General features: G+C 64.0%; 18 protein-coding genes. 11 read left to right on the top strand and 7 right to left on the bottom strand.

Annotated elements, in window-relative coordinates; translation table 11 throughout:
* Window positions 1-28: 28 nt before the first annotated feature.
* The 5 genes from BFD71_RS28715 to BFD71_RS42345 form a co-directional block, all read right to left on the bottom strand.
* Window positions 29-454, bottom strand: a complete 426-nt coding sequence (locus tag BFD71_RS28715) for a GtrA family protein (protein ID WP_083245525.1) — start codon at window positions 452-454, stop codon at window positions 29-31.
* Entirely contained in the window at window positions 451-1,194 is a 744-nt protein-coding gene (locus BFD71_RS28710; protein ID WP_069267695.1) for an SDR family oxidoreductase, read from the bottom strand. The genes BFD71_RS28715 and BFD71_RS28710 overlap by 4 nt, the downstream gene beginning before the upstream one ends.
* The gene (locus BFD71_RS28705) at window positions 1,194-2,513 is read right to left on the bottom strand and encodes an FAD-binding oxidoreductase (RefSeq protein ID WP_069267694.1); all 1,320 of its coding nucleotides are present in this window, start codon (window positions 2,511-2,513) and stop codon (window positions 1,194-1,196) included. Before BFD71_RS28705 ends, BFD71_RS28710 begins: the two co-directional genes overlap by 1 nt.
* A 514-nt stretch (window positions 2,514-3,027) precedes the next feature.
* Window positions 3,028-4,116, bottom strand: a complete 1,089-nt coding sequence (locus BFD71_RS28700) for a TAXI family TRAP transporter solute-binding subunit (RefSeq protein WP_069267693.1) — start codon at window positions 4,114-4,116, stop codon at window positions 3,028-3,030.
* 60 nt (window positions 4,117-4,176) lie between these two features.
* The gene (locus BFD71_RS42345; RefSeq protein ID WP_256094957.1) at window positions 4,177-5,214 is read right to left on the bottom strand and encodes a hypothetical protein; all 1,038 of its coding nucleotides are present in this window, start codon (window positions 5,212-5,214) and stop codon (window positions 4,177-4,179) included.
* A 663-nt stretch (window positions 5,215-5,877) separates the two neighbouring features.
* On the opposite strand from BFD71_RS42345, the gene groES reads away from it, so the two are divergent.
* On the top strand, window positions 5,878-6,168 hold the full coding sequence (groES, locus tag BFD71_RS28690) for a co-chaperone GroES (protein ID WP_028202123.1): 291 nt from the start codon (window positions 5,878-5,880) through the stop codon (window positions 6,166-6,168).
* A gap of 44 nt (window positions 6,169-6,212) precedes the next feature.
* Entirely contained in the window at window positions 6,213-7,853 is a 1,641-nt protein-coding gene (groL, locus tag BFD71_RS28685; protein ID WP_042262253.1) for a chaperonin GroEL, read from the top strand.
* Between the two features lie 209 nt (window positions 7,854-8,062).
* On the opposite strand, the gene BFD71_RS28680 is transcribed toward groL, so the two are convergent.
* Entirely contained in the window at window positions 8,063-8,908 is an 846-nt protein-coding gene (locus BFD71_RS28680; RefSeq protein WP_069267691.1) for a hydroxymethylpyrimidine/phosphomethylpyrimidine kinase, read from the bottom strand.
* A 283-nt stretch (window positions 8,909-9,191) separates the two neighbouring features.
* Between BFD71_RS28680 and BFD71_RS28675 the strand changes: the two genes are divergently transcribed.
* From BFD71_RS28675 to BFD71_RS28640, 8 genes are all read left to right on the top strand, one after another.
* The gene (locus tag BFD71_RS28675) at window positions 9,192-9,362 is read left to right on the top strand and encodes a rubredoxin (protein WP_008342674.1); all 171 of its coding nucleotides are present in this window, start codon (window positions 9,192-9,194) and stop codon (window positions 9,360-9,362) included.
* A 196-nt stretch (window positions 9,363-9,558) separates the two neighbouring features.
* Entirely contained in the window at window positions 9,559-11,070 is a 1,512-nt protein-coding gene (locus BFD71_RS28670) for a hypothetical protein (RefSeq protein WP_069267690.1), read from the top strand.
* A gap of 232 nt (window positions 11,071-11,302) precedes the next feature.
* On the top strand, window positions 11,303-11,881 hold the full coding sequence (locus BFD71_RS28665; protein ID WP_028202127.1) for a YqgE/AlgH family protein: 579 nt from the start codon (window positions 11,303-11,305) through the stop codon (window positions 11,879-11,881).
* Complete coding sequence (gene ruvX / locus BFD71_RS28660) at window positions 11,878-12,312, top strand: Holliday junction resolvase RuvX (protein ID WP_069267689.1); 435 nt, start codon at window positions 11,878-11,880, stop codon at window positions 12,310-12,312. Before BFD71_RS28665 ends, ruvX begins: the two co-directional genes overlap by 4 nt.
* A gap of 33 nt (window positions 12,313-12,345) precedes the next feature.
* Window positions 12,346-12,867, top strand: a complete 522-nt coding sequence (gene pyrR, locus BFD71_RS28655) for a bifunctional pyr operon transcriptional regulator/uracil phosphoribosyltransferase PyrR (RefSeq protein WP_069267688.1) — start codon at window positions 12,346-12,348, stop codon at window positions 12,865-12,867.
* Between the two features lie 90 nt (window positions 12,868-12,957).
* Window positions 12,958-13,977, top strand: coding sequence for an aspartate carbamoyltransferase catalytic subunit (locus BFD71_RS28650; RefSeq protein WP_069267687.1), 1,020 nt, complete (start codon window positions 12,958-12,960; stop codon window positions 13,975-13,977).
* A 34-nt stretch (window positions 13,978-14,011) separates the two neighbouring features.
* Window positions 14,012-15,310 (top strand): dihydroorotase, encoded by a 1,299-nt coding sequence (locus tag BFD71_RS28645; protein ID WP_069267686.1) that lies wholly within the window; start codon window positions 14,012-14,014, stop codon window positions 15,308-15,310.
* A 55-nt stretch (window positions 15,311-15,365) separates the two neighbouring features.
* Complete coding sequence (locus BFD71_RS28640) at window positions 15,366-16,139, top strand: lysophospholipid acyltransferase family protein (RefSeq protein ID WP_069267685.1); 774 nt, start codon at window positions 15,366-15,368, stop codon at window positions 16,137-16,139.
* A gap of 36 nt (window positions 16,140-16,175) precedes the next feature.
* Here BFD71_RS28640 and BFD71_RS28635 read toward each other — a convergent pair whose 3' ends face one another.
* The gene (locus BFD71_RS28635) at window positions 16,176-17,030 is read right to left on the bottom strand and encodes a symmetrical bis(5'-nucleosyl)-tetraphosphatase (RefSeq protein ID WP_069267684.1); all 855 of its coding nucleotides are present in this window, start codon (window positions 17,028-17,030) and stop codon (window positions 16,176-16,178) included.
* Window positions 17,031-17,403: 373 nt separating this feature from the next.
* Between BFD71_RS28635 and rfbB the strand changes: the two genes are divergently transcribed.
* Window positions 17,404-18,465 (top strand): dTDP-glucose 4,6-dehydratase, encoded by a 1,062-nt coding sequence (rfbB, locus tag BFD71_RS28630; protein ID WP_069267683.1) that lies wholly within the window; start codon window positions 17,404-17,406, stop codon window positions 18,463-18,465.
* The last annotated feature ends 5 nt before the right edge of the window (window positions 18,466-18,470 follow it).

Here is an 18,470-nt window from a genome sequence, read left to right as displayed (position 1 = left end):
GGGCCTCTGTGCTGCAGCGCACACGTGCTCAATAAAAAACGAAGCGTTTGTCGAGGTGGTATTTCGTGACATAGCCGATCACCAGACCGAGTGCGCCACCCGCCAGGCGCGCGATTTCCTCGTGAAAGAGCGCATCCGCGGCGAATTCCACCGTCCAGAAAACGACTGTGGTGCCGAGTCCCATGGCAACGTACAGCGTGAACGTGCGCACACCGTGTGCAACGCTGCGGTGCTCGTAGCGGAATATCCACGCCTTGTCGAGCAAGTATTTGACGACCAGCCCGACGCCTGTTCCGATGCAGACCGAAATTGCAACTGCATACAAGCCCTGGTACAGGTGGAACGCGAGGCTCTGGCTGCCTAAATTCGCGCCGATTGAAATGGCAGCGAACACCGCGTACCAGAACACGAGCCGCGAACGGCTGAGCGTCATGCTGGCGGCCGGACTGCTCATAGGGAAATCCTCTTGAATACGAAACCAGGCAACGAGCGGATCACGAGCATGATTTCTGCCCAGAACCACGGCGTGTAGATCGAATCCTTGCCGCGCTCCACGGCGCGCACGATGTCTGTCGCCACGCGCTCGGGCGAGGCGACGAGCGGGCCCGGCAGCGCGAGTCCAGCTGTCATTGGCGTGTTCACGAAACCCGGCTTGATCGTGAGGACCCTCACGTTCGACTTGAACAGCCGCGCGCGCAGCCCTTCGCAGAAGGTCGTCACCGCCGCCTTGGCGGTGCCGTAGACGTAGTTCGAAGGGCGGCCGCGGTCGCCTGCCACCGACGAGATGACGGCGATCGAACCGCTCTTTTGTGCCTCGAACACGGTGGCCAGCAGGGTGAGCAGGGCGATCGTCGAGAGGGCGTTGACGGTGATCTCGCGCACCGCGGCCTGTGGATCGCGTTCGCACTCCGACTGATCGGAGAGCGTGCCGTGCGCGAGTAGAACGATGTCGATGCGGCCAAGCTCTGTCATGGCGGCGTCGAGCATGGCGCGGTGCTGTTCGAAATCGTTCACGTCGAGCACGAACGTGCCGACTCGGCCTGCACCGCGCACGCGCAGGTCCTGGGCAACCGCGTCGAGACGCGTCGCATGGCGCCCAGCCAGCATGAAGTTCGCCCCACGTTTGATCCATTCCCGGGCACAGGCCACGGCGATGGCGGAAGAGCCGCCCACGATCAGAATGTTCTTGTCCATTACCGGGTTGTCCGTTGCCAGAAGCGCGACATCAAGGCCGGGTCGCGCAGTTGTTCGAGTGTCTGCCACGCTGGATAGGCGGCACGAAAATCCGCACCACTCATGTGGGCGTCCTTGGCCGGATATTGGCGGCCGCCCGCTTCGCGCACGATCGCGTCGAGTCGCGCGAAAAGCGTCGCGTTGCGCGTGTCGTGCTGGGGAAAGTCGAGGGCGAGCGAAATTCCCTGCATGGGGAACGAAAGCAGCCCTGGAGAGACGAGAGGACCACAGCGCTTGAGCACCGCAAGGAAGGAGCCCGCGTGGGTCGAGGCGATCGCGTCGAGGAACGCGTACAGAGCGTCGCGGGCCGTGTTATCAGGCACGACGAATTGATACTGCTGAAAGCCGCGTCGCCCGTACAGACGGTTCCATTCCTCGATGCTGTCGAGCGGATAGAAGTAACTCGCGCAGTTGACCACGGCGGGCCCTGCCTTGCTCGTCGCGCGGCGATAGTAGAACTCGTTGAAGAGCTTCAGCGTGTAGCGATTCACGGGAGACCACGGCGGGGCGAACGGCACGCGCCGCACGGGGCGGCGCGGCATGTCGAAGCAATGGTCGGTTGCGTGGTCGGCGCTGGCATAGATGCCGCGCCCAAGCGAGGCGCCGCGTCCTAAACAGTCGATCCACGCCACGCCGTACTCGTGCTTTGCGTCGTACTCGTTCGACAGCGCAAGAAACTCATCGAGATTGCCGAAGGGACGTGTGTGGGTGGCCAGGCGGCTCGACTCGACAGGCATCAGTTGCAGTTCGACCCATTCGACGATCCCTGTCAGGCCAAGGCCGCCGATCGTTGCGCGATAGAACTCAGCGTTTTCCTCGGGCGCGCATTCAATTGGCTCGCAATCGGAGCGCAGTAGCGAAAAGCGACGCACATGTCGTCCGAAGGTGCCGCGCACGTGGTGGTTTTTACCGTGCACGTCGTTGGCAACCGCGCCGCCGAGCGTTACGAATTGCGTTCCGGGCGTGACAGGCAACATCCACCCGCGCGGGACCGCAAGCGCAAGCACATCGCCGAGCGTGACGCCCGCCTCAGCACGAATGACGCCGGTTTTCCAATCGGCGGCAATGAAGCGGTCAAGACCGCGAAGCATAAGGACGTGGTCGGTGGCGGCAAGACAGCTGTCGCCATAGCTGCGACCATTGCCGAAGGGTAATGTCGTGCCGAAACGCGTGGCGGCGTCGCGCAGTGCAGCCTGCGCGTTCTCTCGCCAACCGGGCTCGCGGCCGGTTTGCGGTGCATACGGGTAGTGGCCCCAGGAGCTGAGCTTCGAGACGCTCATGACGTGCGGTCGCCGGTTAATGGATTAACAGTAGGCGCATATTAGGGACCCTGCGCGGGGATGACCGTGCGCCGGAACACAAAGACCGTCCGCCGCTCGCGAACTCTGCCCCGACGGCAGCGTTCCGGATCGCAGGCTTTGCATGCGATCTCGATACGTTCCTCAGGAGAAGCGACACATGGCGTCGCTTAAACCGGGGCGAGCGAACTGCCTGGCGATCTCGTGGTCCGAGCCGTGTATTTCTATCGCATCTGTGAGTGGCGCAGCTTTATATGGCGGAACAAGCCTGCCATTTGTCTGGGTACAAACGATTGCGATCATGTATGGCCGGGACCAACATCCATCTGCGTATGCAGGTCATTTTCGGCGCTCGCGTTGATTGATTGCGGCAACCGCTCTCACTTACAAGATCGCACTTCTGACATGCACGGTCGTCCGCGACGCTCATATTCTGGGCGCTCGTGTTCATCGCGCGTTTCCCCGATCTGTCGCACACTGCTGATGCAGTGTCAAATTACTTGCAAAGCAGGAGCAGGCGCTCCTGGTCCGAACACGGCCGTGCATTGACTTGTTCTGTGGCGACGGCGCGCGGCGCCGCGGCCGCCTGCATCGCGGCACGATGCGCGAAGCACGCCTTCAGGCGTCGCTCAACGGGCGGATAGTATTGCCAGCCTTTGCCGAGGCCCGGCAGTTCGAGCTTCACTTGCTTCCATTTCGGATGCCCGTGCTCCTGCAGGTTGTCGAAGTTCGCGCAGAGCGAATCGGCAAAGCGCTTCAGGTTGCCGACCGTATCGCGCAGGTTGTAGTCATAGGTGACGAGAAAGGCCTTGACCGTCCACGTCGGCACGTCTTCCTTGAGCCAGTTCGGGTAGCTCGACACGTGAATCGTCGCGGGATAGTAGGTCTGCTTTGCGCGCGCCGTTTCCGGCGCGTTCGCATCGACGCGCAGGAAGCGGATCTGCTGAAGCAGTTCGGGGTTCATGTCGGTAAAGAGCTTGGCGGGTTGCCCGGCGACGATGATCGCCACGTCGATCTTCTTGACGATGAGTGCGGCGAGTGCGTCCTCGTTGCTCAGGTGCTGCGCGTTCTGCTCCGGAATCGGCTGGCCGAACATGAGGCGGTACAGCGTCGTCGCCGACTGCGCGGTGCCGCTGCCGATCAGCCCGACGCTCATCACCTTGTCCTTGATCTCGTTGATCGTCTTCATCGGCGAGTCGTTACGCACCACGAAGTAAATCTCTTCGTCGTAGAGCGGCATGATGAGCCGCAGTGGCCGTATCAGCGTGCCGGCCTCTTCGTTGCCGGAATTGGCCATGTCGACGTAGGCCTGATAGACGTCGGACTGCACGAGCGCGAGCTTGACGCCGGGCTCGAAACGCATACGCTGCACGTTTTCGGCCGAGCCTTTCGATGGGATCACTTCGAGATCGATGCCCGCTGGCTGCGCGACCCATTTTGCGAGGTCCTGGCCGATCTGAATATACGTCCCGCGCTCCTGGCCGGTCACGATCTTGTAGTTCGCGTCTGCGGCAGCGGCGAGCGCGAGTGTCGAAAAGAGCAGGGTAATCAGCGCCGCCAGTCCTGCGAGCATCGTTTTCAGCATGGTCTCTCTCCCGCCTTGGATACGTTCTACGACAGACTTCGATTTAATCTGTAATCGTTTTCAATGCGTGCCGTCGGTGGATGGGGCGTCCTTCCACCCAAGTTGACGAATCGCGCGCTCCTGGGTATCGACGCCGTCGTCGTTGTTGGCAGGGACGCTGGCGCCGGCGGCAGCAGATTGATTTGCAGCTGCCGACGTGACGCTCGTATCCGCACTTTCGACGTCCGTTGGATGTCCGTTAGCTGGCGTGCTACTCGCGCTCGGCAGCGGGGGAGGTGACGCGACTATGGCCGGGGCGTTCGGCGCGGCCGGCGCGGTGGCACCCCAATCCCGCGACGACGGCAGCGGAACGCTGCTTGCATCGCGCGGCCGCGGCACAGCCGCGTCCGATTGCGCGGGGCCGATCGGCGTACGAAGCGGCGACCAGCCCGTCGCCAGGATGGCGCGCTCCATCAGCGATCGTGCGTGCAGGCTGGCCGGATCTATCGCGAGCGCCAACGATGCCTGTTCTCGCACGCAATCCCAGGCACGTTGCGAGGCACATCGGTCCGCGCTTTGCAGCGCATCATCGCGGCGTTGCTCCGCAGGTGCGCTGTCGCGCTGTATCTCGCGCGCTGCCTGATTGTTCGCGCCACGTGAAAGTGTGGCATTCGCGCTTGGCAAGCTTTTCTCAGCGAGGCTCGCGCGCGTCACGCGTACTTCTCTTTCCTGGCCGCGCCTTTCGCCGTATAGCAGAAACGCAGCGTATGCGATTGCGACAATGAACCAGGCGAGCAAAACGCCCTTCACGAAGCGCCCTTTACCGGTGCGCCAGAACGGCCGGTGTTCCTCGAGTTGATAGTGGTGCAAATAGTCTGCGTGCACCGCCGGGCGATGGGATGCGGCCGCGCCGGCAAGCGACACCTTTGCAACGGCAGGCATAGGCGCTGCCGAGGAACCGATGACTCTTAAGGTGGCTTTCGGGCGCGCGTGCGCAGCCGCGTCGAGCGGGCGATCCGTGCCGCAATAAGGGCAGGAATCGACGTGCTGATAGAGCGTCCCGCCACAGAACTTGCATGGTGTGGGGAAACTCTGGTTACGAGTCATCTGAACTGACATGCTGTCGTTCCACCGTCATGGCGACGCCATTTCGGCATGTTCAGGATCGTCGTTGAAGCGATCGGCGAAGCCTCGCGGAACTCACGATCTGCATGCGCAGGAGAGTGGCGGTGCCCGACCGGGCGCAGCCGCTCGAAAGATCATATGAGTGATTTTCCGTTCATCCGTTGATTGCCGGTGTTGCCTACCGCACATATGCGCTGCCTGCGAGCAGTGGGGCACCAACAAACCGCTTGTGCGTATAAATCGTGCCTGATCATGGCGGGATCGGGGATTTCCCCGAGAGACGTCCCGGAGGACCCGGCAGCCCGGGGCCCGCTCGCTGGATGCCGGGGCTTCCTGAGGCACGCGGTTTGTTGTCGGGGTCGGTGTTGAGGCAATCTATCATATTGTTTTTATTGAAGAATATTTTGATATGGCACTCAATCTCGACATCCAATAGTTCCAACCTGAACTAGCAAGAGTGCCTCTGGGGTTGAATCAATTTCAACGGAAATTCGCCATTCCGCCCCTTCTTGAATTTGTCACTCCCCGTCCATATAATTAGCACTCACCGCATGAGAGTGCTAACAACTCCGGTGCGAACAACATCTCTGGCTGGCGGTAGTCGGCAGCCAGGTTTTCTTGAGTCGCTTCAAGTCCTAATCAAGAGAGGATCTATCCATGAACCTTCGTCCTTTGCATGATCGCGTGATCGTCAAGCGCCTGGATCAAGAAACCAAGACCGCTTCGGGCATCGTGATCCCGGACGCAGCGGCAGAAAAGCCGGATCAAGGCGAAGTCCTGGCCATCGGCCCGGGCAAGCGCGACGACAAGGGCGCCCTGATCGCGCTCGACGTGAAGGTCGGCGATCGCGTTCTGTTCGGCAAGTACGCTGGCCAGACCGTCAAGGTCGATGGCAACGAACTGCTCGTGATGCGTGAAGAAGACATCATGGCCGTGGTGAACAAGTAAGTTCATTCCACCGCTCACTATTCAAGAATTCAAGGAGTTAGAAGATGGCAGCTAAAGACGTCGTGTTCGGCGATTCCGCCCGTTCCAAGATGGTTGAAGGCGTGAACATTCTCGCCAACGCAGTGAAGGTCACGCTGGGTCCGAAGGGCCGCAACGTGGTGCTCGAGCGCTCGTTCGGCGGCCCGACGGTCACCAAGGACGGTGTCTCGGTCGCAAAGGAAATCGAGCTCAAGGACAAGCTCCAGAACATGGGCGCGCAAATGGTCAAGGAAGTTGCTTCCAAGACCAGCGACAACGCCGGTGACGGCACGACGACGGCTACGGTTCTGGCCCAGTCGATCGTCCGCGAAGGCATGAAGTACGTCGCATCGGGCATGAACCCGATGGACCTGAAGCGCGGCATCGACAAGGCCGTCGCAGCAGCAATCGAAGAGCTGCGCAAGGTCAGCAAGCCCTGCACGACCAACAAGGAAATCGCTCAAGTCGGCTCGATCTCGGCAAACAGCGACACGTCGATCGGCGACCGTATCGCTGAAGCGATGGACAAGGTTGGCAAAGAAGGCGTCATCACCGTCGAAGACGGCAAGTCGCTGCAAGACGAGCTGGAAGTCGTCGAAGGTATGCAGTTCGACCGCGGCTACCTCTCGCCGTACTTCATCAACAACCCGGACAAGCAAGTCGCCGTGCTGGAAAGCCCGTTCGTCCTGCTGTTCGACAAGAAGATCTCGAACATCCGTGATCTGCTGCCGGTTCTGGAACAAGTCGCGAAGGCTGGCCGTCCGCTGCTGATCATCGCTGAAGACGTCGAAGGCGAAGCGCTCGCAACGCTGGTCGTCAACAACATCCGCGGCATCCTGAAGACCGTCGCCGTCAAGGCTCCGGGCTTCGGCGACCGTCGCAAGGCCATGCTGGAAGACATCGCGATCCTGACCGGCGGTCAAGTCATCGCTGAAGAAACCGGCCTCACGCTCGAAAAGGCAACGCTGGCCGAACTCGGTCAAGCCAAGCGCATCGAAGTGGGCAAGGAAAACACGACGATCATCGACGGCGCTGGCGAAGCCGTGAACATCGAAGCGCGCGTGAAGCAAATCCGCACGCAGATCGAAGAAGCGACGTCGGACTACGACCGTGAAAAGCTGCAAGAGCGCGTTGCCAAGCTGGCAGGCGGTGTCGCAGTGATCAAGGTCGGCGCTGCGACCGAAGTCGAAATGAAGGAAAAGAAGGCACGCGTGGAAGACGCGCTGCACGCAACCCGCGCTGCCGTTGAAGAAGGCATCGTCCCGGGCGGCGGCGTTGCGCTGATCCGTGCACGCACGGCAATCGCCAGCGTGAAGGGCGCCAACGCAGACCAGGACGCCGGTATCAAGATCGTCCTGCGCGCCATGGAAGAGCCGCTGCGCCAGATCGTCACGAACGGCGGCGAAGAAGCTTCGGTCGTCGTGGCAGCAGTTGCTGCTGGTCAAGGCAACTACGGCTACAACGCTGCGACCGGCGAGTACGTCGACATGGTCGAAGCCGGCGTGGTCGACCCGACGAAGGTCACGCGCACCGCACTGCAAAACGCAGCTTCGGTTGCCGGCCTGCTCCTGACGACGGACGCAGCCGTTGCTGAAGTGCCGAAGGAAGATGCTCCGATGCCTGGCGGCATGCCCGGCGGCATGGGCGGCATGGGCATGGACATGTAATTGCGATCCGGAGTTGGTGCTTCAGCGCCTACTCCGGTCCCATGCAGAGCCAGGCTCACGCCGAAATTACATTGAAGTGCACAAGTGCAGGGGACGCGCCGTGAGGCGTGTGCCCCTAGCCCGAAAAGAAGAGCCCGCAGCGATGCGGGCTTTTTTTCGTCTGTGCGGTTTGCACGCCTGGCCTCCGCGTAGAACGCCAAGCCGTGGTCTTATTGCTTCGCTTCGCCGGGCGATGCTTCGTCGGCGTCGGTGTCGTTGCTGCGCGCCCAGAAGAACCGGTCGGGCAGCCACGCGCCCATCCCCGGCCTGAACGCGTTCTGCACGGCCTGATACACATATTCCTGCGCTTCGCGCACGGCCTCTGGCGGCTCTTGCCCATTGGCAAGCAGCGCGGCGATGGCGGCGCCGAGCGTGTCGGTCACGCCCATCATCGGCTGGGTGGAGCGGTCCCACAGATCCTGGCGCAACTGGCCGTCTTCGCAATACAGCGTGTTGACCACGCGATGCGTGCCCGTTTCCATCGCCAGGATGTACTCGCAACCGGTGGCGAGCAGGTGCGCAATGGCCGCGTCGACGCTGGGCGCTTCCGCGTCGCCGTCCGGCTGTGCGAGCGCGATCAGCGTGGCGGAGTCCGCCACGAGCAGCGTGGTCTGCGGCACGAGCAGGTCGGCCATCGCTTCACGCAGTTCGTCGGCGGCGAGGACGTGTTCGTCGTCGAGCGTGAAGTCGGGGGCGAGGATGAGCGGCAAGTCGTCATAGTCGGCGACCACCTCGGCGATCGCGCTCACGACCTCGGCGCGCGCGCCCGCGCCGACCTTGAACGCCGCGATGGGCATGTCTTCGAGCAGCATGCGCGCCTGCGTGGCGACGGTTTCCGGGTCGAGCCCAGTCACTTCGTCGCAGCCCGCGGAGTCGCGCACCGTGTAGCCGGTCAGCGCGGTGACGCCGTGGCAACCCATGCTGGCGAGCGTGAGCAGGTCGGCTTGAAGTCCGCCGCCGCCGGTCGGGTCGGAAAGGCCGAAGGTGAGGACGATGGGAGGGGTGTCGCTGGGCATGAACGTGGCGAGATGGATTGGACTTCGGGCGCGGCGTACCGTGCCGTCATAAGCGAATGCTTTAATTATGCGGCCTATCGACGAATCCGGGGGACGGATGACCCCGGCGCGCGCGAGGATTTCTCCGCGCTGCGCGCGCCGCCCGCGTCAACGCATTCCGTTTGATCCCATGCAGGCCAGATTTCCTCTTGCTAGGCATGGAAACGGCAACAAGGTACCATCATGGCTCTCGTTTCCCCGATTTTTTTCCGACTGGTTTCGGACTTTTCGACGCGGCATAAGAATGGAATATAGAAGCTGGATGTGCCTGATCTGCGGCTGGATTTATGACGAAGAAGCCGGTTTGCCAGACGAAGGCATTGCCCCCGGCACGCGCTGGGAGGATGTCCCGATCAACTGGACCTGTCCTGAGTGCGGTGCGCGCAAGGAAGACTTCGAGATGGTCCAGATCTGAGCGCGTTGTTCAGGTAGCTGGCGATAGCCGGCGCGCAGTCTGGCTGCAGATTCCGGAAGTGTGGCGGGTGTGGAGTGCGGTGACGCAACAGCGGGCACCGTATTTGCGCTTGCCGTCGCGGTCGTCGACGTCAGCGTCGACGCCATAGTCGAGATTGCCCGCCTGGTCGGCCCGCTAACGTTTTCGGCGCTGCCCTATGAGTCATCCTTCAAGCTCTGATGTGCGGTTCGAAGCGTTGCCGAATCCGCGCGGCGGCACGGTGCCGTTCGCGCACGGCGCGCTCGCCCAGGCGCTGGACGCGCTCGAGGAGCAGCGTGATGTGGCCCGGCCGCTGCGCCAGGCTGCCCGCACGCTGCACGACGCCGGCTGGCTTGCCGCCGCGCGCTTTGCCGATACGCTGCTCCTCGCTTCCCCGCTCGCGCTCGCTGCGCCCGTGCCCGTAGAGCCGCCGCCGGGCTTGCCCGTGCGGCCGCTCCACGCACCCGAGGAAGCGCAGGGCGCTGAATTCCGCGTCTTGTTCAGCGAGGCGCTCAAGGAACTCGTCGCCGCGCTCGAGCGCCGCAATTTGCGCGAGCTGGCGTGCTCGCCCGCGCTTTTTGCGCGGCAGCATGCGCTCGTGGCCGCGCTCGCGGAGCACGTGCCGGGCATCGCGCTCGCCTATGAGGACGTGGCGCTGCAGGGCCGGCCGCTCGCGCCTGCTTCGCTACATCCGCAGCCGGCGCAGCGCTTTGGCCAGGTGCGCGCGCGCTTCGAGCAGGCGCTGCTGCATGCGCTGAAATCGCACGTCGGCAACGGCAGCCGTGCGGCCAACGCGCTCGCGCTCGCGGCATTCGACGAGATGGACGCCTGCATGGCCGAGCTATCGAGTCCCGATCCCTACGACTTTTGGCGGCTTGCATCCGCGTGTGGACGTGCGCTGCGACGTGGCGTGGCGTCGTGGGGCGATGAGGGCGTGCGGCGGCTTTACGCGCGCTGCAATCTGCTGATCGGCGAGCACGCGCGCGGCCTGCGCTTCGCGCCGCAAACGCTCGTGCGCTCGACGCTGGCGTTGTTCTGGCGGGACTACGCGCTCTTCGGAGCGGCTGCGGAAGACACCGCGGACGTCGATCTGCTGCATGACTACGGGTTGACCGTCGAATGGCATATCGCCGGCACGCAAGCCTCGGAGGCGCTGTGGGAAGCCGGCAGCGCGCAGGCCGGCGCGCTCGCGGCACGCGTGGCGCCCACGCGCGAGCTGGGCGCGCTGGTCGTGAACGGCAACGCGTATGAAGATTTTCTGCAGACTGCCGATGCGGCGATGATCGCGCTCAGCACGCACTCACGCACGCTGACGTTGCGCGGCGCGGGCGCTGAGGCGGCCGACGCGCTGGTCGCAGCCGAGGCGGCGTACCGCATAGGCGCCGCGGCCTGGGCGCTCGGGCTCGGTCACGTCGGCCAGCTCGCGGATGCGCTGGGCCTCGCCTGGCGGCGCACCGCGCATGCGGCAACGCTCTCGGCCCTCGAGGCGCGGGGCGCGCCGTCGGTACAGGCGCCCGGCGCCGAGGCAATCGAGCACGCCAGCGAGGCGCTGCGCGCCATGCTGCACAAGGTCGCTGCAGGCATCGCGCAGCCCGACGCCACGCCGGCGGTGCGAGCGCTTGGGGCGGCGATCGTCGGCGGCGCGGCGCAAACTGCGGCGCAGCCCGCATTGCAATCCATTGCGCACTGAATGCACGGGGCGGGCGGATCCACGGCGCGCGTCTGGCTGCCGAGGCACCGGGCACCGGCCTTGCGCCATCGGCCCAGTGCCTTGCAAGGGCACAGCGCGCGCGTGTTAGAGTGAGCCATTCCCTGCAATGCGCAACGCGTAGCGGCTGGCAGAGCGAGGCGGCCATCGGGCGCCCGACTTCCGGCCTGGCAGCGCGCCGCCATTGCGCATCGTCTTTGCTAGAATTCAAACCATGTCCAAGAGTACCGATCGCATCAATCTGACCAACCAGTTCCTGATCGCCATGCCGAACATGGCGGACCCCACGTTTTCAGGAACGGTGGTCTACCTTTGCGATCATTCGGAGCGCGGCGCGCTCGGTCTCGTCATCAATCGGCCCACCGACATCGATCTCGAGGCACTCTTTTCCCGCATCGACCTCAAGCTCGAAATCGAGCCGCTCCTGCACGTGCCCGTCTATTTCGGCGGCCCGGTGCAGACCGAGCGCGGCTTCGTGCTGCACGCGCCCGCCGAGGGCACGAGCTATACGTCTTCGATGTCGGTGCCGGGCGGGCTCGAAATGACCACGTCGAAGGACGTGCTCGAAGCCGTTGCCAACGGCAGCGGCCCCGAGCGCTTCCTGCTCACGCTCGGCCATGCGGGCTGGGGCGCGGGTCAGCTCGAAGACGAAATCTCGAAGAACGGCTGGCTCACGGTCGAGGCCGATCCGAAGATCGTATTCGACGTGCCCGCCGAGGAGCGCTTCGAAGCGGCGCTCGCGCTGCTCGGCATTTCCTCGACGATGCTGTCGGGCGAGGCGGGTCACGCATGAGCGTGGCCGCTGGGCGAGGGGCCGGCGAGGCCACCTTGCTTGCGTTCGATTACGGCGAAAAGCGCATCGGCGTGGCGCTCGGCAACGCGCTCACGCGCAGCGCCCGGGCGCTCACCGTCATTCCCAACAAGAGTCGCGACTATCGTTTCGAAGCGATAGGCGAGTTGCTGCGCGAATGGCAGCCTGATGTGCTCGTGGTCGGCTTGCCGTGCCATCCGGACGGCACGCCGCACATCATGACGCAGCACGCGAAGCGCTTCGGCAACCAGCTCAACGGCCGCTTTGGTTTGCGGGTGGTGTGGGTGGACGAGCGCTATTCGTCTGTCGACGCCGAAGCGCGGCTGCGTGAGCGCGGCGAACGCATCGAACATGTCGACGCCGAAGCGGCCTCCGTGATTCTCCAGCAGTACCTCGACGAACTCCCGCTCTGATTAGCCCGCGAGTTGCCCGATGCGAGTTGCCTGATGATTACTCCCGACGCTGAAGCGCTGTACTTCGCCCTTCTCGACGAGATTCGCGCGGCTTATCACGCCGATGCGTTTGGCGCGCCCGACGGCGTGGCGATCGTTGGCATTCATAGCGGTGGCGCGTGGATCGCCGAGCGGCTCGCGCAGGACGTCGGGACGCTCGAGTCGGGCGTGCTCAACGTTGCGCTGCACCGCGACGACTATGCGAAGAAGGGCCTGCATCGCAAGGCGAGCCCAACGGCGCTGCCGTTCGCGGTGGAAGGCCGCCACATCCTGCTCGTCGACGACGTGCTGTACACGGGCCGCACCGTGCGCGCCGCGCTCAACGAGCTTTACGATTACGGGCGCCCGGCCTCCGTCGAACTCGCGGTGCTCGCCGAGCGCGGCGGTCGCGAGCTGCCGGTGTCTGCGCGTTTTACCGGCGGCGCAGTGAGCGTCGGCGCACACGAAACGCTCGTACTTGCGCACAGTCCCGACGGCCGCTTCGCCTTTGAAGTGGAGCAGGGTAGCGGCAGCTGACGCGCGCATCGAACCCATTCGGCGGCAGCGACGGCAGACGCACAGGCATGCACGCTGGCCACACGCCGCCCATCACATCCAGGACACGCGATGAACACACAGCCCACGCCCGCCGCGTCCCCAGCGGACGATACGCGTTTTCGCTACGGCTTCCTCAAGGGCAATCCGCAGCTCACGAAGAACGGCGAGCTCAAACACCTGCTGTCGATCGAGGGGTTGTCGCGCGCGATCCTCACGCATGTACTCGACACCGCCACGCAGTTCGTGAGCGTGACCGACCGCGACGTGAAGAAGGTGCCGCTGCTGCGCGGCAAGTCGGTGTTCAACCTGTTTTTCGAGAACTCCACGCGCACGCGCACCACGTTCGAGATCGCGGCCGCGCGTCTTTCGGCAGACGTGCTCAACCTGAACATCAACGCTTCATCGACGAGCAAGGGCGAGTCGCTGCTCGACACCATCGGCAATCTTTCGGCGATGCACGCCGACATGTTCGTCGTGCGCCACGCGTCGAGCGGCGCGCCGTACCTGATCGCCGAGCACTGCGCCCCGCACGTGCACGTGATCAACGCCGGCGACGGCCGCCACGCGCACCCGACGCAAGGCCTGCTCGACATGTATACGATTCGTCACTACAAGCGTGACTTCACGAACCTGCGCGTGGCGATCGTGGGCGACATCCTGCATTCGCGTGTGGCGCGCTCGGACATCCACGCGCTCACCACGCTCGGTGTACCTGAGGTACGCGCCATCGGCCCGCGCACGCTGTTGCCGGGCGGCCTCGAGCAGATGGGCGTGCGCGTGTTTCATAACCTCGACGAAGGCCTCAAGGATGTCGACGTCATCATCATGCTGCGCCTGCAGAACGAGCGCATGAGCGGGGCGCTGCTGCCTTCCGCGCAGGAGTATTTCAAGAGCTGGGGCTTGACGCCCGAGCGCCTCGCGCTCGCCGCGCCCGATGCGATCGTCATGCATCCGGGGCCGATGAATCGCGGCGTGGAGATCGACTCGCAGGTCGCCGACGGTCCGCAGTCGGTGATCCTCGACCAGGTGAGCTTCGGCATTGCGGTGCGCATGGCCGTGATGGGCATCGTCGCCGGTAACAACGATTGAAGCGCTCAAGCGGCAAGAACGAAAAGGGCAGCAGATGAAGATCCATATTCAAGGCGGCACGCTGATCGATCCGGCGGCCGGAACCGAACAGCAGCAGGACGTGTATATCGAAGCGGGCAAGATTGCCGCGATCGGTGCGGCGCCCGCGGGCTTCGAGGCGGACCGCACGCTCGATGCGCGCGGCCTCGTGGTCGCACCCGGTCTCGTCGACCTGAGCGCGCGCCTGCGCGAGCCGGGTTACGAGCACAAGGCCACGCTCGATTCGGAGATGAACGCGGCGCTCGCGGGCGGCGTGACGACCCTCGTGTGCCCACCGGACACCGACCCCGTGCTCGACGAGGCCGGCCTCGTCGAGATGCTCAAGCACCGCGCGGGCAAGCTCGCGCGAGCGCACGTGCATCCGCTGGGCGCGCTGACCGTGGGGCTGAAAGGGCAGGTGATCACCGAGATGGTGTCGCTGACCGAGGCGGGCTGCATCGGCTTCACGCAAGCCGACACGCCGATCGCCGATACCCAGGTCCTGCTGCGGGCGCTGCAGTATGCGAGCACCTACGGCTACGCCGTGTGGCTGCGGCCGCAGGACGCGTATCTGTCGAAGGGCGGCGTGGCCGCGAGCGGCGCGCTGGCTTCGCGCCTCGGCCTCTCCGGCGTGCCGGTGAGCGCGGAGACGATCGCGCTGCATACGCTCTTCGAACTGATGCGCGTGACGGGCGCGCGCGTGCACGTGCAGCATCTTTCGTCGGCGGCGGGCGTGGCGCTCGTGCGTGCCGCGAAGGCCGAGGGCTTGCCCGTGACCTGCGACGTGACGGCCAATCACCTGCATTTGATCGACATGGACATCGGCTATTTCGACGCCCAGTTCCGGCTCGACCCGCCTCTGCGCCAGCAGCGCGATCGCGAGGCGATTCGCACGGGTCTCGCCGATGGCACGATCGACGCGATCTGTTCGCAGCACACGCCGGTGGACGACGACGAAAAGCTGCTGCCCTTCGCCGAAGCGACGCCTGGCGCGACGGGGCTTGAACTGTTCCTCTCGCTCACCGTGAAATGGGCGCAGGACGCGCGCGTCCCGCTCGCGAAGGCGCTTGCCCATGTGACATCGGCGCCTGCTGCTGTGATGCAGCGCGACGCGGGGCGGCTCGCCGTGGGCGCGAGCGCGGACCTGTGCGTGTTCGATCCCAATGCGCACTGGCGCGTCGAACCGCGCGCGCTCAAGAGTCAGGGACACAACACGCCGTTCCTCGGCTACGAATTGCCCGCCGTGGTGCGCGCAACGCTCGTGGCGGGGCGCGTTGGCTTCGAGCGGGGGGGCGATCGAGTTGCAAGCGCATGACAGATTTGTGTCACGCAGGTCTGCTAGGATCTCGCGATTCAGCCTATCGTCAAACATGAGCCTCTTCATTCGCAAGACCCGCCTGCTCGTGCATCTGCTGCGCGGCGCCTGCACCGTCGCACTGCGCTTTCCGCGTGCGAGTGCCGATCAGCGCCACGCCATGAACCGTGCATGGTCCCTCAAGATGCTCGAGCTGTGCGGCCTGAAGCTCGTCGTGCACAACGACGCGGCTCGGCTCGACGCGGGCGCGCTCGTCGTGAGCAACCATATCTCGTGGATCGACATCTACGTGATCAACGCTTGGCGGCCCACGCCGTTCGTCTCGAAGGCCGAGATCCGCAACTGGCCCCTCATTGGCTGGTTCGCGCAGAATCTCGACACGGTGTTCGTCGAGCGTGAGAAGCGCAGCGATGCGAAACGCATCATGCATGAGCTGGCGGCGCGGCTCGAGCGCGGCGAGCTGATGTGCGTGTTTCCCGAAGGCACGACCTCGGATGGCCTCGCGCTCAAGCCATTTCACTCGAACATGTTCCAGGCGGCGGTATCGGCTGGGCGGCCCGTGCAGCCGCTGTGCATTTTGTATGAGGATGCGCAGGGGCGGCAGTCGGTGGCGCCGGCGTATATCGATGACCTCTCGCTCAAGGATTCGCTCGACGCGATGCTCAAGTCCGGGCCGCTGACCGCTCACATTTATGTCGGCGAGGCGATCGAAGCGGGGGATGACCGGCGCAAGCTGGCGGCGCGTGCGCAGGAAGCGGTGGGGCTGGCGTTGGAGACGATGCGTGGGGAGGCGGCGGCGCTTCCGCATGGCGTCGCGCAGGCGACTTGACGCCAGACGGCGTGCGCCTGCGCGCTCGTGGGTGCGTTAGTCGTTCGTAATAGCGCGACAACTCTCGCAGGGCACCTGCGTGAGGATGCGTTTGCCCGGATCGCCGACGAGATGGATTGCCGAAAGCTCTTCGCCCCAGACGCAGCCCGAGTCGAGCCCGACCAGGTTCCTGCGCAGAGTGAGGCCAAGCGCCGCCCAATGGCCGAACACCACGGTGATGTCTTCGGTTTTCCGGCCCGGCACGTCGAACCACGGCATGAAGCCTGGCGGCGCGGAGTCGAGGCCGCCGCTGGTTGAGAAGTCCATCACGCCGTCACGGTCGCAAAAACGCACGCGTGTGAGCGCGCTGCAGGTCACGCGCAGGCGCTCGATGCCCTTGAGATCCTTGGACCAGCGGTTCGGCTGGTTGCCATAGAGACCGGCGAGTGTTTCCCGCCAGTTGTCACGGCGCAACGCTTTTTCGAGTTCGTGCGCGAGTTCCATCGTGAGATCGACGTCCCACTGAGGCAACACGCCTGCATGCACCATCAGCATGCCGTTCTCGTAGTGCGCGATCGGGCGATGGCGCACCCAGTGCAGCAGGTCTTCGGCGTCGGGCGCACCCAGGATGTCGCCGATGGTGTCGTCTTTCTTCGCCTTGCGAATGCCCGCCGAAACGGACAGCAAATGCAGGTCGTGATTGCCCAGCACCGCCACCCCGCGATCGCCGAGTTCGATCACCTCGCGCAACGTTTCGAGCGACGCGGGACCGCGATTGATCAGGTCGCCCGCAAACCAGAGCGGCGTGTCCGGGGAGGGCGCAGCTTTGGCGAGCAGTTCGCGAAATGGTGAGAGGCAACCCTGAAGGTCGCCAAAAGCGAGAGGGGCGAGATGCGGCGCTTGCTCTTTCATTCGGTGGATGGCTGGCGGTGTACGGCGTGGCGCGAGGCAATGACGGTATCACAAGATGAGTGCCGTCGCGTGACGCCGCGGAAACCGCCGAATGCGTGGCGGATGAACGATTCGACCCCGGCATGGCACGAAAAATGCCAAACGAATTTGTCAAGCTGTTTCAAGATGTTAGGGGGGTGGCGTTCGTGCACGGTATCCTTATAATTCTCTATCGATAAAATTAGAACCAGAATCTGCGGGGTAGGTAAGGCTGAATCTGCTGGATCGGGCGCTTCTCCCGCACGAAGGCTATTTCTACAGTTAGCTTTCAGGTCGTCTGGTGTAAAGATTGACGCCAGAATTGCTTCCGCACTCGCGCAATACAAGGAGTTCCATGATTCTGGTTACGGGCGGTGCCGGCTTTATCGGCGCCAACTTTGTGCTTGACTGGCTGAGTCAATCGGACGAAGCCGTACTGAACGTCGACAAGCTCACCTACGCGGGCAATCTCGGGACGCTGAAGTCCTTGCGGGACGACACGAAGCACGTGTTCGCGTGCGTGGACATTTGCGACCGCTCAGCGCTCGACGCGCTCTTCGCCCAGCACAAGCCGCGCGCGGTGCTGCACTTCGCGGCCGAAAGCCACGTCGATCGCTCGATTCACGGTCCGGCTGATTTTGTTCAGACCAATGTCGTCGGCACCTTTACGTTGCTCGAAGCGGCTCGTCAACACTGGAGCGACCTGGCCGCCGCCGAGAAGGCCGCATTTCGTTTCCTGCACGTCTCCACGGACGAAGTGTTCGGCTCGCTTTCGGCAACCGACCCGCAGTTCTCGGAAACAACACCGTATGCGCCCAACAGCCCGTACTCCGCGACCAAGGCGGGTTCGGACCATCTCGTGCGCGCCTACCATCACACGTACGGCCTGCCCGCGCTGACGACGAATTGTTCCAACAATTACGGCCCGTACCAGTTTCCGGAGAAGCTGATTCCGCTGATGATTGCCAACGCACTCGCTGGCAAGCGGCTCCCGGTGTACGGCGACGGCCAGAATGTGCGCGACTGGCTCTACGTGAGCGACCATTGCAGCGCGATCCGCGAAGTGCTCGCCCGCGGCAAGGTTGGTGAGACCTATAACGTCGGCGGCTGGAACGAGAAGAAGAATCTCGAAGTCGTGCACACGCTGTGCGCCTTGCTCGATGAACTGCGCCCGAAGGCGGCGGGTTCGTACCGCGATCAGATTGCCTACGTGACGGACCGACCGGGCCATGACCGCCGTTATGCGATCGATGCGCGCAAGCTCGAACGCGAACTCGGCTGGAAGCCCGCCGAGACGTTCGAAACCGGGCTTGCGAAGACAGTGCGCTGGTATCTCGACAATCAGGCATGGGTCGACGGCGTGGTGTCGGGCGACTATCGCAAGTGGGTCGAGACGAATTATGCGAAGCGCGGGTGAGGAAC

Origin of the sequence: Paraburkholderia nodosa, from assembly GCF_001718195.1 — a bacterium.
GTDB lineage: Bacteria > Pseudomonadota > Gammaproteobacteria > Burkholderiales > Burkholderiaceae > Paraburkholderia > Paraburkholderia nodosa_A.
Note: the sequence above shows the minus strand (reverse complement) of the source record. Positions and strands in the feature narration are given on the sequence as shown.

Excerpts from the sequence above, each read along its gene's own strand:
- BFD71_RS28715 (WP_083245525.1), bottom strand. The coding sequence starts at position 454 with ATGAGCAGTCCGGCCGCCAGCATGACGCTCAGCCGTTCGCGGCTCGTG.
- BFD71_RS28710 (WP_069267695.1), bottom strand. The coding sequence starts at position 1,194 with ATGGACAAGAACATTCTGATCGTGGGCGGCTCTTCCGCCATCGCCGTG.
- BFD71_RS28705 (WP_069267694.1), bottom strand. The coding sequence starts at position 2,513 with ATGAGCGTCTCGAAGCTCAGCTCCTGGGGCCACTACCCGTATGCACCG.
- BFD71_RS28700 (WP_069267693.1), bottom strand. The coding sequence starts at position 4,116 with ATGCTGAAAACGATGCTCGCAGGACTGGCGGCGCTGATTACCCTGCTC.
- BFD71_RS42345 (WP_256094957.1), bottom strand. The coding sequence starts at position 5,214 with ATGTCAGTTCAGATGACTCGTAACCAGAGTTTCCCCACACCATGCAAG.
- groES (WP_028202123.1), top strand. The coding sequence starts at position 5,878 with ATGAACCTTCGTCCTTTGCATGATCGCGTGATCGTCAAGCGCCTGGAT.
- groL (WP_042262253.1), top strand. The coding sequence starts at position 6,213 with ATGGCAGCTAAAGACGTCGTGTTCGGCGATTCCGCCCGTTCCAAGATG.
- BFD71_RS28680 (WP_069267691.1), bottom strand. The coding sequence starts at position 8,908 with ATGCCCAGCGACACCCCTCCCATCGTCCTCACCTTCGGCCTTTCCGAC.
- BFD71_RS28675 (WP_008342674.1), top strand. The coding sequence starts at position 9,192 with ATGGAATATAGAAGCTGGATGTGCCTGATCTGCGGCTGGATTTATGAC.
- BFD71_RS28670 (WP_069267690.1), top strand. The coding sequence starts at position 9,559 with ATGAGTCATCCTTCAAGCTCTGATGTGCGGTTCGAAGCGTTGCCGAAT.
- BFD71_RS28665 (WP_028202127.1), top strand. The coding sequence starts at position 11,303 with ATGTCCAAGAGTACCGATCGCATCAATCTGACCAACCAGTTCCTGATC.
- ruvX (WP_069267689.1), top strand. The coding sequence starts at position 11,878 with ATGAGCGTGGCCGCTGGGCGAGGGGCCGGCGAGGCCACCTTGCTTGCG.
- pyrR (WP_069267688.1), top strand. The coding sequence starts at position 12,346 with ATGATTACTCCCGACGCTGAAGCGCTGTACTTCGCCCTTCTCGACGAG.
- BFD71_RS28650 (WP_069267687.1), top strand. The coding sequence starts at position 12,958 with ATGAACACACAGCCCACGCCCGCCGCGTCCCCAGCGGACGATACGCGT.
- BFD71_RS28645 (WP_069267686.1), top strand. The coding sequence starts at position 14,012 with ATGAAGATCCATATTCAAGGCGGCACGCTGATCGATCCGGCGGCCGGA.
- BFD71_RS28640 (WP_069267685.1), top strand. The coding sequence starts at position 15,366 with ATGAGCCTCTTCATTCGCAAGACCCGCCTGCTCGTGCATCTGCTGCGC.
- BFD71_RS28635 (WP_069267684.1), bottom strand. The coding sequence starts at position 17,030 with ATGAAAGAGCAAGCGCCGCATCTCGCCCCTCTCGCTTTTGGCGACCTT.
- rfbB (WP_069267683.1), top strand. The coding sequence starts at position 17,404 with ATGATTCTGGTTACGGGCGGTGCCGGCTTTATCGGCGCCAACTTTGTG.